Here is a 13,416-nt window from a genome sequence, read left to right as displayed (position 1 = left end):
GGAGGGAGTGCTTATGTAGAAGCTGACATAGGGTTACGGAAGCGGACGCATTCCGTCCGTCGGAGGACAACGAACTATGAAATCCGTTTTTCAAGTGTTGGGCAAGTACCGGGTTGCCGCCTTTACGGCGATATTCCTGATGTTGGTCGAGCTTGCCGTCGAGCTGGTTCAGCCGATGCTGATCTCCAGAATTATCGACGACGGCATCGGACCGCGCAACGCACAGGTCGTCATTTTATGGGGAGCGGTGCTGGTAGGAGGAACTCTGCTTGCCTTCGGCGCCGGAATTTTAAGCTCCTTCTATGCGGCGCATGTCAGCCAAAGTCTGGGCTACGACATTCGCGAGAAGCTATACGGCAAAGTGCAATCTTTCTCTTACGCGGTGTTTAACCGCTTTGCGCCATCTTCGCTGATTACCAGACTCACGAACGACGTTACGCAAGTACAGGATACTGTTTTTATGGGTCTTAGGTTTATGCTGCGCGTTCCGCTAGTCGTAATCGGAAGCGTCATCATGGCGCTGATCGTGCAGGTGGAGCTGGGTTCGCTGCTGGTGCTGACCGTGCCGATTCTCGTTCTTTTTATTTTGTGGATGGTGAAAAAAGCCGCCGAAATGTTCGCCAGAGTTCAGAATCGTCTCGATGCGGTTAACGGGGTTATGCAGGAAAATTTGACGGGGATGCGGCTGATTCGGGTGTTCGTGCGCGGAGAGAGGGAGACCGAGCGCTTCGCTCAGCGCAGCGGCGAGCTGATGCAGAGCCTGACGTCGGCTCAGCGACTGACGGAGATGACGCAGCCGTTTATCGTTCTGATCATGAACGCGGGGATCATCGCGGTGCTGTGGTTTGGGCACTTGGACATTCAAGCCGGCAGCGCAACGACCGGAGAAGTGGTAGCCGTTGTGAACTACTCGCTGCGGACGGCGGGCGCATTGTCCGCTCTGTCGATGCTGGTGGCGGCGTTCTCCAGGGCGCGTGCTTCGGCCGGACGCATCGAAGAAACGCTCCTTACGGAAAGCGGGGAGGATGGCCGCGAAAGCGATTCGGCTAGTGTCGGCGGCCAAGCGGGGATCGAAGACGCAAGCGTTGCGTTCGATCGGGTTTCCTTCCGCTATCCGGATACGGAGGCGCTCGCGCTGGAGGAAATTTCTTTCCGGGCCGAAGCGGGCGATTCGGTGGCGATTCTCGGAGCGACGGGGGCGGGAAAATCCTCCCTGGCCCAGCTGATTCTTCGCTTGTACGAGGAAGAGTCGGGAACGATCCGGATCGGCGGCAGAGACGCGCGCGAATGGGACGTACGGGAGCTTCGAGACGCTATCGGTTATGTGCCGCAGGAGGTTGTGCTGTTTACGGGCACGATACGGGATAATATCGCCTGGGGCGCCCCGGAGGCCAACGAAGAGGCGATCGTCGAAGCGGCCAAGCAGGCGCAGATTCACGAGACGATCGTCGGCCTGCCGCAGGGCTACGATACGATGCTGGGGCAGCGCGGCGTCAACCTGTCCGGCGGCCAGAAGCAGCGCCTCTCGATTGCCCGCGCGCTCGTGCGCAAGCCGGCGATTCTGCTGCTGGACGACAGCACCAGCGCGCTGGACGTGCGCACGGAGGCTGCACTGCTTGAAGCGTTGGCAGGCATGGCCTGTACGACGTTCCTGATCACGCAGAAGATTAGCTCCGCCGTCAATGCGGATCTGATTCTGCTGCTGGACGACGGTCGTCTTATCGCGCATGGCAGCCATCGCGAGCTGCTGGCCAAAGACGTCTTGTATCGTCGCATTTACGAGTCGCAATACGGGGAGGAGGAGTCTCATGCGGAAGGCGCTAAGTGATCCCCTCCGTTACCCGAAATCGCAGGCGTTGGCGGAAAGAACACATGCAGTCAAGCAAGCAACCAAGCCTACAAAAGGCAAAGCGAAAAACTGGCAGGCGACCATAAAGCGAATATGGGGCTACCTTGCTCGCCGTAAAGCGATGCTCACTCTCGTTTTGTTAATGGTGATGATTAGCTCGGGTCTTTCGCTGCTCGGCCCATATTTAATCGGCGTCGCTATCGACCGATATTTGGAAGGGGCCGGAGGAACGCCTTGGCTGCTGTTCCTTGTAGCGCTTGCGGCGGTATACGTGCTGGGGTCCATTGCAGGATGGCTGCAGAACGTATGGATGATTTCGATTGCGCAGGAGACGGTCTACCGCATGCGGATGGATCTGTTTAAGCACTTGCATCGGCTGCCGATTCCGTTTTTCGCCAAGCGGCAGCGCGGAGAGCTGATGAGCCGGATGACCAACGATATGGATAACGTCAGCTCCACGCTCAACAGCTCGGCGATCCAGATCTTTTCCAGTGCGCTTATTCTGGTCGGGACCGTCGTCGTCATGCTGCTGCTAAGCCCGTTGCTTACCTTGTTGACGTTTCTAGTCGTACCGCTGATGTCCGCAGGCATGAAATGGATTACGCGCAGAACGGGGGTTCTGTTCAAGGAGCGCCAGCGCAATCTCGGAGATTTGAACGGATACGTCGAAGAGACGCTGTCCGCTCAACGCATCGTCAAAGCCTTCTCCAGGGAGGAGGCGGTCATCGGGGAATTCGGGGAGCGCAATGTTCGGATCAAGCAATCCGGCTTCTGGGCGCAGGCGATCTCCGGGTTCATTCCGAAGCTGATGAACGGCTTGAACAACTTGAGCTACGCCGTTATCGTCGGAGTCGGGGGCTTGCTGGCGATTCGCGGGACGATAACGATCGGCGTTATCGTCGTGTTCGTCGAGTATGCCAGACAGTTTACGCGTCCGCTTAACGATCTGGCCAACCAGTGGAATACGCTGCTCTCGGCCATTGCAGGTGCGGAAAGGGTATTCGAAATATTGGACGAGGACGACGAGACGAAGGACGAGGGAGACGCCGGTCCGATCGATGCGGTGCAGGGCGCAGTCTCGTTCTCCGACGTCTTCTTCTCCTACGATTCCGGAGAACAGACGTTGAAGGAGATCAGCTTCGAGGCGAAGCCGGGGGAGACGGTGGCGATTATCGGGCCGACCGGCGCGGGGAAGACGTCGCTGATCCAACTGCTCTCCCGGTTCTATGAGGCCGATTCCGGGGAAATAACGGTGGACGGTCGCGATATTCGCACGATTAAGCGAGCCAGCCTTCGTTCCCATATGGCTTTCGTGCTGCAGGACTCTTTCTTGTTCGAAGGAACGATTCGCGACAATATTCGTTACGGCAAACCGGAAGCGACCGACGAGGAAGTGGAGCGGGCCGCCAAGCTGGCGAACGCCCATTCCTTCATCAAGCGTCTGCCCGGCGGCTACGACAAGCTTTTGCACGGAGACGGCGGGGGCATCAGCCAAGGGCAGAAGCAACTGCTTGCGATCGCCAGGGCGATTCTGGCCGATCCGGCCATTCTGGTGCTGGACGAGGCGACGAGCAGCATCGATACGGTTACGGAAATTAAAATTCAGGAAGGTTTGCAGCGGTTGATGGAAGGCCGGACAAGCTTTGTCATTGCCCACAGATTAAACACGATCCGGCGCGCCGACCAAATTCTGGTGCTTAAAGACGGCAGGCTGCTGGAGCGGGGCTCCCACGAAGAACTGCTCTCCAAGCCCGGACTATACAACGATATGGTTCGAGGACAAGTGCAAATAGAGGGTTAAGCCAAGGGGCTTCCCTCTCTTTTCAATCCGAATATCTCTTAATAGGTATGGAGATTGTAGACGGTTTGCTGTAAGGTAGAGGCAGTTTTGGCGATATAGAAGAGAGATTCTATGGACAGGCGGTGGGGGAAAGGCATGAAGAAGAGATTCGTTCGGTTGTCCGGTATGTTGATGGCGGTTGCCTTGGCGCTCGGTCTGATCGGCGCGCTGCCGGGCCATTCAGTCGAAGCGGCTTCCGGTAAACCGATAGCGAAGTACGTGTCTCCGGAGCACATTGAGTTCGTCAGCTATAGCAAGCAATGGAACCAGAAGAAATTGAAGGCGCTGTACGCGGAACTGCTGAAGAATATGCACGGCGAGGAACTGTACGATTTGGGCAAAGTGATTTTATCCGCTGAGCCGAGTGACGAAGAACTGGGCGTTGCGGATATGAGCTACTCTTGGTACGAGGACGATCTGTCCGATATCGAGATGGACGAGCCTACCGAAATTACACTGTACGGCGCCGACGACCACACAACGGTTGAAAGCATGGCGACGACGTTAAGCCACGAATACGGCCATCATTTTACACACTATTGGCTTATCAAAAAGGAACGCAAGCTGCCGAGCAGTCCGAAGACCAAATGGGCGTCCATTCGCGGCATCAAAGGGTATCCGGTCTTGTTTACGGAGGACACATCCTCTGCCGACTACACGCATTATTGGGATGCGACTGAAATTATGGCCGACGACTACATGGCGTTGTTCGGATCGCCGACGGCGAAAACGAGCATGGTAAACTCTCTCCGGACTGAAGAGGGGATGGGCTTCTATGCAGAAGTAGAGAACGAGGAGATTCCGTCGGTCATGACGCTGGCGGCGGTTCGCAGCTATTGGCTAAAGCTTAGCGGGCTTAAAGATCCGCTTCCGCTTGTTTTTAAGGAGCCTAAGCTGACGAAAATCCAGGCGTTGGACGTGGAAGACGACGGAATTACCGACCACAAGCTGATCTTCGACGCGGGTTCTGCGAATTCCAACGTGGCTGCGAGATTGAAATATAGCGTTTATTGGGAAAATGAAGAGGAGGAAGTGTTCGATTTCACAGATATGACAACGGGCAAGCTATCCATCCTCGTTCCCGACGGACTGCCTGAGACGGAGCTGACGTTGAAGGTGTACGCCTACGATCCGACAACCAAGCAATTCGTCTATGCTAGACCGGTCAAGTACGATCTGAGCGATCCCGAGGCCCCCGTGAGATTGCGTCAGTAATAGGAGGGAAGCAGCATGAACAATTCCGCAGAAGATGTTGCGGCCTGGATGTTCGGCGAGTTGAGGAATGCCGGAATTCTGTACCAGGCCGCAGCGATCGAGCATATTAAGACTCATTTCGGAGAACGGTTCGTCTATGTCAACGAGAACGGGAACGCCTCGATCGACAAGGAGGTCAAGAAGGCGTTCAAGAAGCTTCATGGCGGCAAAGCGGCGTGGGACAGAGATGCGTTTTACTGGGGCTGGACATCGGCGATCAAGCTCTGAGGTCAGGGCAGCTCCTTGACGATCAACACCGGCGTTGAGGTTTTGACCTGATCGTACAGCCAGCGGACCTCCTTGTTGTGCATGCGAATGCAGCCGGCCGATACATATTTGCCGATCGACTTTTCATTGTTGTTGCCATGGATTCCGTAGGCGTATGAGGTTTTGCCGTTAATGGTGACCTTCAGGCCGAGCCAGCGATCGCCCAGAGGGTTTTTCGGATCTCCTCCCTTGATTTTTTCCTTGTAATAGGGACGATTTTTGATTTTCTCACGAATGGTAAACAAGCCTTCCGGCGTATAGGAGGGCTTCTTTCCCGTTGCGACGGAAAACGACTTGATCAGCTTGCCTTGCTCGAAGAAGTACAGCTTGTTCGTCGACTTGTCGATCATGATGAACTGCTCGTATTTGGTATATTTCTTCGCCAACTGGACCGATTGCGATTGCGCGGCTTGCGCCTGTACCGAAGCGACGGCTGGAACAAGCAGCAGGACGGACAGAAGCAGCAGGACGCGCCGCCACAAAGCGGACTTCATATGAATCAGCCTCCCGTAGATAACGTCATCTCTATATATGCGGGATCTCGGGGAAAATGGCTTATTCCCGGTTTTTTGGGCGGGAATAGGACAATTTGCGCGGGCATACATATGGACTGTCGAGAGGAGACTGCCGGATGGCTTGCACGAATTTTGGAGCGGCGAACGCTTATAATGTATTTTTACTTGGTGATCATACGCAGATCAATTCGCAGGCGGGAGGTCTTGTCGCCGTCGGGGGGAACGCCAATTACAGAGATTACTCGGTCTGCGCGGGACTGACGGAATCGCCAACGTTGACCGGTCTTGTTGTAGCGGGCAACATCAATATCGTGAGGGGAACGAACAAGGGCAACACGGTAATCGGATTCTCTTCGGCTGTGACCGCGTATTCCATGAGCAATTTGAACGGCGTAAGAGGCCAGCCGCTGCGGGATAACCCGCTGGACTTTGCGGCGATCGGAACGACGCTGCAGTGCTCGTCCCAGGCATGGGGAGCGCTCCCTGCCAACGGTACGGTTACGAACGATTTCGGTACGCTGCAATTCCGGGGGAGCGATCCGACGCTTAACGTATTCACTTTCGACGGAAGCAATGTGAGCGGGAGCGGCGTATCACTGGCCAGCGCCAACGGCATCAACTTTTCGATTCCAGCCGGCTCGTTCGTTCTGGCCAACATTCTGGGCAACAACGTCGGCTTCGGCAGCTATAGCATTACGTTTACCGGCGACCCGGGACCGGCTCCGGGTCGCCGGATTTTATGGAATGTGCCTCAGGCAACCGCATTTTTCCATCGCAGTCTGAATATCGTCGGGTCGGTTCTAGCGCCGTTCGCTACGATAACGGCTAACGGGTCGGGGCAAATCAACGGCCAGTTGATCGCTCAATCTTACAACGGAAATACGAACAGCTTTCAGGAAGTTTTTGTGCCTTACGGAGGGTGTCTGCCCGAGGTTTGCAATGCGGCCAGCTTGACGCTTACGAAGACGGCGAACGGCGCGAGCTCGTTTACCGGAGTGCCCGGGATGGCGATTACTTATATTGTGACGGTAACGAATTCCGGCGGAGCGCCATTGACGAATGTCGTCATTAACGATAGTCAGCTGGGAATTATGCAGACGGTTCCGACGATTGAACCGGGCCAACAATATTCCTTCACCGTCGAGTCGATCGTGCGGGACGGCAAAGCGGGCACGAGCTATTCCAACATCTCCACGGCCTCCAGCGATCAGACTGCGGCAATGGAAGCTTCGAGCACGATTGGCATCGGGGCGCTGCCGGTAAACGTAAGCTTGGTCAAGACAGTAGACAAAATGTCGGCGCTGCCGGGCGAAGAAGTCGTTTATACGTTCAGGCTCATCAACAACGGCAATACCGATCTGCAGGACGCCGTTCTGTCCGACCCGGTCTTGGGAATTCGGGTGCCGCTTGGCAATGTGTTCGACGGTCTTCTGTATACGGCGGCATTCCAAATTCCGCGCAATGCCGCTCCCGGTTCGGAATTCACCAACGTCGCCCGGCTGGAGGCGTCCAATATTCCGGAACCGGGCTTCATTACCGCAACGGCTTCCGTTTCCGTTCAATCCGCCCCGGGAGTAACGCTGACTAAGACGGTCGAACCGACCGAAGCCTTCCCAGGAGAGACGGTCCGTTATACGATCGGCGTCATGAACGATTCGTCGATTGCGTCCAGGATCAACTTACGAGTTAGGGACGATTATCTGGGTTTGGATAAGACGATTGCGCTGCTTCCATCAAGCTCGTTTGTATCCTACAATCCCGAGTTTGTTATTCCGGCGAATGCCGCGGCGGGGACGAAAATTGTCAATACGGCTGTTCTGGTCACCGGCGACGAGACGCAGCAGGCGACGGCGGAAGTGTTGGTCGCTTCTCGCCCCGGGCTGCTCCTGCTCAAGGATTCAGACCGCGATTTCGCTAATCCGGGCGAAACCGTTGAATACATTTTAACGCTGATCAACACGGGGAATACGATTCTAACGGGTATACTGGTTACCGATTCTTTAACGGGTTTGAACGAGACGGTGCCCCCGATCGCGATCGGGGGGCGCACGCAGATCACGGTCCCTTATACGGTGCCGGCGAGTACGCCGGGCGGGACGCAGATCGTGAATACCGTTGTCGCGCAGGGCGGCGGGATCGGGCAGCAGACAGCCGCCTCCGTATTGCTCATCAATCGGATTCCGCTGCCGCCGATGCCGCCCGAGCCGCCAGCGGTTCAGCCGGAGCTCCGAGTAACGGGCACGGCCGACCGTCCGGTCGTGTTCCCGGGCCAGTCCATTCTGTTTACCGGCTTTGTCACGAACCCGACGGGAGTCACCGTGAGGAACATCGTGCTGGAATCTCCTCTATTTCAGTATATCGGCCTGGCGGAGCAGCTGCTCCCGGGCCAGACGATCGAGCTTCAGGCTCTGTTTCCGGTTGCGCCGCAAACGCCGCCGGGCACGACGATTACCGCATCGCTAAGCGCGACCAGCGTGCGCACCGCCCCGGCCGAAGCCGTCGCAACCGTCATCGTCGCCGACTTGCCACGCGCCGATCTTAAGCTGACCGTCGACAAGCCGGATGTGCTGCAGAACGAAGTCGTCACTTTTCAGGTGGTCACGACGAACACGGGAAACCTTGTTCTGACCGGAGTACGAATATTCGATGCGCTCGGACTGCGAGACGTAACCATCCAACGCTTTCTTGTCGGCGCAATCCTGATCGGTAGAGCCAGGCTTACGGTGAACAGTCCGCCGGGCAGCGTAGTGGATAACACAGTCACGTTAACCGCACGCGAGCTGACTTCCCCGGTGACGGACACGGTTGCGATTACAGTGTATGGGTTGCTGCTCCATCTAACGGCGGTTCCGCTAGTCGTGGCGGTCGGCGATGAGGTCGCCGTCTCTCTGACCGTGACCAACCCATCCCCGTCTCAAGCGACGGAAGTACGAGTCGGACAGCTGGTTCCGGCCATTACCTCTGTCGTTGCCGGCAGCTTGCGCGTGAACGGCGCTCCGCGCACGGACGATCCGGCCGCAGGCGTCGTATTGGGAAACCTGGCGACGAGTCAATCGTCCACGATCACCTACAAGCTGGTGGTGAACTCCGAGCCGCTCGGAGGCTCGTTCGACATTCAAGCGTCGGCATCTTTCTTTTTCCCGGCTACCGTTCGTCAGCTCCGCGGTCTATCCCAATCCAATTCGGTGAGAATCGTCGTAGAGGAGGGGGAGGAATAGACGAATTCGGGCTTCGGCTTAAGGATCTTCGTCGAACGTCCGAGGCTCGCGCTATCTGTTCCGCAGTTCGAAAATTTCGCAAACCGTACGATCATGATAGGCAAGATCGCCGACGCCGGTTTGGATGACGACGGTACGATCGTCGAAGCGGACGATAATGCCGCCGGAATCGATAATATGATCGTCCTTGAACACTCGTATGAGAGCCTGTTTATCCAACGCTTCCTGAAAGTCTTCATCGGTAATCAAACGAATATTTAAGGCCACTGGGACTCCTCCTTCTTCCTTATCGCGAAGGGGGACGTCCCTTGTTGCGATAGTATGAAGTCTATTATACCTCGGGAGCGGACATCCGCTACAGGTAACGAGATCTTGTGGCTGCCACGACGTCGGATATCTTCGCTTCCAGCGTATAGATTTTCTGCTGTTGCGCCGCAATTTGTTTGGCGGAAGCGACGAGAGAGGCGAGCGTATTATGTGCGCCGTTGGCATCGTATTTCTTGAGAGCGTACTTGAAGTTCGACCACACGGGAGACTGCGAGGCGCGCATCTGACTTAGGCTGCTGCGATGGGCTTTAATCTGCACCTTGAGCGGGTCGATCGCCGCCAACGAATCTCGCGCCGCTTTGATTCTCGCGGAGGCGGCGGTTTTGGCCGTTTTGTAGGCGGTCTCTTTCGCCTTGATGTCTGAGCGGGCAAGCTGGACGGCTATTTTCATGGCGTCGGCTTGAAAGCTCAGAACGCCCGTTAAAGTTTTGTTCTTTAACGAGCGGGCCGTCGCAAGCTGCTTGTTAAGCGCAGCATAGGAATCAAACAAAGGCTTGTAGCGGGCTTTAACCTGCTGGACGTCGTTGGACAGACGGCTAACCTTCGCGGCGTCGATCTCGCGAATTTGCTTGCGAATCAGAATGACGGCTTCCTCATTGCGATACTGCAGCGTTTTGATGCTGGCGGCGGTATCTTTGTCGGCCTTAAGCTGAGCGCCGAGATCGACATATAGCGTCTGCAGTTTGGCGGCCGTTTTCGTATCCGCCGAAGCAGCGGTTTTGTCGAGCGAAGCCTTCAGCGAAGCGGTCAGTTGAATCGATGCGGCGTCGGCGTTTGCGGGCATAACGGCAATCAGAACAATCAGGAGCAGGGCGAGCGGCGCGAGGCGAAACGGTACGGTTAACGACATAACAGAATCCTCCCTTGGATTGTTTATAGACGACAAAAAGCACCCGCAAAGAAGGCTGAAATCAGCCTTGCTTACGGGTGCTTCCATCGTAAGGGTAAAAAAAATATCGGATTGTTCGTCTAATATACCGGACTTTGAAAGTGGTGTCAAGCCGGTTTTGACGAAAAATAGGAACGTTTGATCGTAAGTGAAAACCCATCCCAAGGTTTCTCTTCCTGCCAAAGGTGGGTTTTTGTACTCTTCATTGCACATGAAGGGACATCCCATCCATGCCAATTGTACAGGCCGAGTGTTCCGGGTGAAATAGAGACGCAGGCGGAATTGACTTTCTACTCGCCGGGACATAACAATAGGGTATACAAAAGGAGTGTGACCGGCTATGATGCCCGCTTATTTTGTCGCTCATGGAGCCCCCTCGCTTGTGCTTGAGGAGCACGGCTATACCGATTTTTTAAAGAGCTTTTCCAAGGACCGTCCAAGACCGAGGGCAATTGTGCTGTTTTCCGCTCATTGGGAAAGCTTGACGCAGACGGTCAGCGCGGTTCCGGATACGTACGAGACAATTTACGATTTCGGCGGTTTTCAGGACGAGCTGTACCGAATGACTTATCCCGCCCGAGGCGATGCCGCGTTAAGCGAGGAGATCGGCAGGCTGCTCAAGGAGCGCGGCATCGAAAGCATTGTAAATGTGGACAGGGGGCTGGATCACGGCGCGTGGGCGGTGCTGAAGCTGATGTACCCGGACGCGGCTATTCCGGTCGTGGCGATGTCGGTTAACCGGATGCTGTCGAATGAGGAGCAGTATCGGATCGGACAGGCGCTGGCCGAGCTGCGGGAAAAGGATGTCATGAACGTCGGCAGCGGAGGCACTGTCCATAATTTGCGGAGAATCGATTGGCGGGCGGAGGAGCCGGCTGACTGGGCTGCGCAATTCGATAGCTGGCTGGAGGAGAAGCTGCTTGCTTGGGATACGGAGGCGCTGTTTCAATATCGTTCCGTCGCTCCCTATGCGGTAGAAGCGGTACCTACGTCCGAGCACTTTATTCCCTTGCTGCTCGCTATGGGCGCAGGAGACCAGGGTCGCAAGGCTGTCTTGCTGCATCGAAGCTATCAATACGGCACTCTTAGCTTGAGCTGCTGGAAGTTCGAATAAGTTGGTCAATTATGGATGAAGAGAGGGTGCAATGAAGCATGGATTTGATGCTGTCGGGGAAATCGGTGTTCGTGGCGGCTGCGAGTAAAGGCTTAGGCAAAGCCGTGGCGCTGCAGTATGCGAAGGAAGGAGCCAAAGTCACGATTGCGAGTCGAAGCTTGGAAAGATTGGTTGAGGCGCGGAGCGATATTCGGGAAAGGACCGGAGTTGAAGTGTCCATGATCGAAATGGACGCATCCAAGGGGGAGGACATCAGCCATGCGATCCGTACGGCAGCCGCCACGGCGGACGGATTGGATGTGCTCGTCACCAACGCCGGCGGTCCTCGCGGAGGGTTCTTCTCGGATATGGAGGATGCCGATTGGGCGCAGGCATTCGAACTGAATTTGCTAAGCACGATTCGCATGATCCGCGAGGCTCTGCCGTTCATGAAAGCCGCAGGAGGGGGACGGATCGTCAATCTGACGTCGACCTCGATCAAGCAGCCGATTGACGGTCTGATTTTATCCAACGTGTTCCGTGCGGGCGTATACGCATTAACGAAAAGCCTGGCCGCGGAACTGGCGAAGGACGGCATTCTGGTGAATACCGTTGCGCCGGGCCGCATCGGCACCGATCGGATTGCCGAGCTCGACGCCAAGAAGGCAGCGGATCAAGGTCGTACGGTTGAAGACATCCAGGCGGAAGCGGCCAAGCTCATACCGCTCGGCCGTACAGGTACGCCGGAAGAGTTTGCGAGGCACGCCGTATTTTACGGCTCTTTCGCCAATACCTATGTGACCGGGCAAGCTCTGCTTGTTGACGGAGGCATGGTTAAAGGCTTGTAGAAGCTAACAATAGGGGCTGTCTCATAAGCAACTTATGAGCAGCCATTTCTTCATCTCTATCGACTCAGGATGCACCCCGAGCTGGGGAGTGGAGGCCAAGAAAGTGCCTTGATGCACCCCGAGCTGGGGAGTGAAGGCCAAAAAAGTGCCTTGATGCACCCCGAGCTGGGGAGTAGAGGCCAAAAAAGTGCCTTGATGCACCCCAAGCAGGGGAGTGGAGGCCAAAAAAGTGCCTTGATGCACCCCAAGCTGTGGAGTGGAGGCCAAAAAAGTGCCTTGATGCGCCCCGATCTAGGGAGTGAAGGCCAAAAAAGTGCCTTGATGCACCTCGAGCTGGGGAGTGAAGGCCAAAAAAGTACAAAATAGTTCCTTGACGTTCCTTGAGCCGAGGAGTGGAGGCCAAAATGCGCTGTGAGAGCAAGGAGCAACGGAAAGTGGATTTGAAATTCGTAAGAGGCACTACCAGATTGCGGGCTGCGAAGGTTGTCCGCTTAAGGACGCCCCCTTTCGTTCAGAACAAGGCTGCTTGCTCTGCGATGCACTCCTCCGAATCGTTTTTTACGTTGCCTACGATCGGAGAGACGGGGTAGGCGCGCATTTTATCTGCCGGATAGGGCTTAAGCAAAGCTGTAAGCGCCTTGGTGTCGGAGTTGCTGCGGTCCAGCCAGAAAGCTTCGTCCTCCGGATGCAGAATGACCGGCATGCGATCGTGAATGTCGGCCATCAGACTGTTGGGAGACGTCGTAATGATCGTACACGTACTGAGCTTGCTTCCGTCCGGAGTCTGCCATGTATCGTACAAACCCGCCATCGAGAACAAAGCGTCTTCTTTCAGCGTAATGCGCATTGGCTGCTTCGAATTGCCGCTTTTCTTCCACTCGTAAAATCCGTCCGCCGGAATGATCGCCCTTTTTCTCCCTACGAGAGTTTTGAACGAAGCTCGCTCCAACAGCGTCTCCGCCCGCGCATTAATCATCTTGCTTCCGATTTTGTCGTCCTTGGCCCAGGAAGGCACGAGCCCCCAGCGAAGCTCGCCGAGCCTATTTTTGGCGCCGTCGTGAATGACCGCCCACACCTCTTGCATCGGGGCTATATTGTATCGCGGGGTGTTGTTTCGGGCCATCGGCTGCTCAGTCAGATAGCGTCTGATCAACTCATCCATCGTGACTACGATCGTAAATCTTCCGCACATCGTTTGTCCCCCCTTATAAACTCATTGAATCACAGCAGAATGCGCGGTTCAAGCGAAACTGCTCGCAACTTAGAAGGAATTCCCCGGGAAATTGTCGAAATTTATCCCATTATCGATAAAATTT

Annotated in this window: 11 protein-coding genes; 7 read left to right on the top strand and 4 right to left on the bottom strand. The window is 55.7% G+C overall.

Annotation, left to right across the window (positions count from 1 at the left end; genetic code table 11):
- The first annotated feature begins 76 nt into the window (after positions 1 to 76).
- The 4 genes from J4772_RS30660 to J4772_RS30645 all read left to right on the top strand — a co-directional run bounded on the left by J4772_RS30660 (position 77) and on the right by J4772_RS30645 (position 5,171).
- Positions 77 to 1,828, top strand: a complete 1,752-nt coding sequence (locus J4772_RS30660) for an ABC transporter ATP-binding protein (protein ID WP_209072806.1) — start codon at positions 77 to 79, stop codon at positions 1,826 to 1,828.
- The gene (locus tag J4772_RS30655) at positions 1,809 to 3,650 is read left to right on the top strand and encodes an ABC transporter ATP-binding protein (RefSeq protein ID WP_209072805.1); all 1,842 of its coding nucleotides are present in this window, start codon (positions 1,809 to 1,811) and stop codon (positions 3,648 to 3,650) included. Before J4772_RS30660 ends, J4772_RS30655 begins: the two co-directional genes overlap by 20 nt.
- Before the next feature lie 135 nt (positions 3,651 to 3,785).
- Positions 3,786 to 4,904 (top strand): hypothetical protein, encoded by a 1,119-nt coding sequence (locus J4772_RS30650; RefSeq protein ID WP_209072804.1) that lies wholly within the window; start codon positions 3,786 to 3,788, stop codon positions 4,902 to 4,904.
- 15 nt (positions 4,905 to 4,919) lie between these two features.
- The gene (locus J4772_RS30645) at positions 4,920 to 5,171 is read left to right on the top strand and encodes a DUF6953 family protein (protein WP_116065381.1); all 252 of its coding nucleotides are present in this window, start codon (positions 4,920 to 4,922) and stop codon (positions 5,169 to 5,171) included.
- Between the two features lie 2 nt (positions 5,172 to 5,173).
- Here the strand turns inward: J4772_RS30645 and J4772_RS30640 are convergent, their stop codons facing one another.
- Positions 5,174 to 5,704 (bottom strand): L,D-transpeptidase, encoded by a 531-nt coding sequence (locus tag J4772_RS30640; protein ID WP_209072803.1) that lies wholly within the window; start codon positions 5,702 to 5,704, stop codon positions 5,174 to 5,176.
- A gap of 137 nt (positions 5,705 to 5,841) precedes the next feature.
- Here J4772_RS30640 and J4772_RS30635 point away from each other — a divergent pair, with 137 nt between their 5' ends.
- The gene (locus J4772_RS30635; protein ID WP_209072802.1) at positions 5,842 to 8,943 is read left to right on the top strand and encodes a choice-of-anchor A family protein; all 3,102 of its coding nucleotides are present in this window, start codon (positions 5,842 to 5,844) and stop codon (positions 8,941 to 8,943) included.
- Positions 8,944 to 8,994: 51 nt separating this feature from the next.
- On the opposite strand, the gene J4772_RS30630 is transcribed toward J4772_RS30635, so the two are convergent.
- On the bottom strand, positions 8,995 to 9,210 hold the full coding sequence (locus J4772_RS30630) for a hypothetical protein (protein ID WP_116065384.1): 216 nt from the start codon (positions 9,208 to 9,210) through the stop codon (positions 8,995 to 8,997).
- An 88-nt stretch (positions 9,211 to 9,298) separates the two neighbouring features.
- On the bottom strand, positions 9,299 to 10,120 hold the full coding sequence (locus tag J4772_RS30625; RefSeq protein WP_209072801.1) for a hypothetical protein: 822 nt from the start codon (positions 10,118 to 10,120) through the stop codon (positions 9,299 to 9,301).
- Positions 10,121 to 10,499: 379 nt separating this feature from the next.
- Between J4772_RS30625 and J4772_RS30620 the strand changes: the two genes are divergently transcribed.
- Both J4772_RS30620 and J4772_RS30615 read left to right on the top strand, forming a co-directional pair.
- Positions 10,500 to 11,273, top strand: a complete 774-nt coding sequence (locus J4772_RS30620) for a dioxygenase family protein (RefSeq protein WP_209072800.1) — start codon at positions 10,500 to 10,502, stop codon at positions 11,271 to 11,273.
- A gap of 38 nt (positions 11,274 to 11,311) precedes the next feature.
- Complete coding sequence (locus tag J4772_RS30615) at positions 11,312 to 12,100, top strand: SDR family oxidoreductase (RefSeq protein ID WP_209072799.1); 789 nt, start codon at positions 11,312 to 11,314, stop codon at positions 12,098 to 12,100.
- A 511-nt stretch (positions 12,101 to 12,611) separates the two neighbouring features.
- Here J4772_RS30615 and J4772_RS30610 read toward each other — a convergent pair.
- A complete protein-coding gene (locus J4772_RS30610) occupies positions 12,612 to 13,292 on the bottom strand; it encodes an SOS response-associated peptidase (RefSeq protein WP_209072798.1) in 681 nt (226 codons plus the stop codon).
- Positions 13,293 to 13,416 lie beyond the last annotated feature (124 nt).

The sequence above is a fragment of the Cohnella sp. LGH genome, from assembly GCF_017671885.1.
GTDB classification, from domain to species: domain Bacteria; phylum Bacillota; class Bacilli; order Paenibacillales; family Paenibacillaceae; genus Cohnella; species Cohnella phaseoli.
This window is presented reverse-complemented; position numbering and strand designations above follow the sequence as displayed.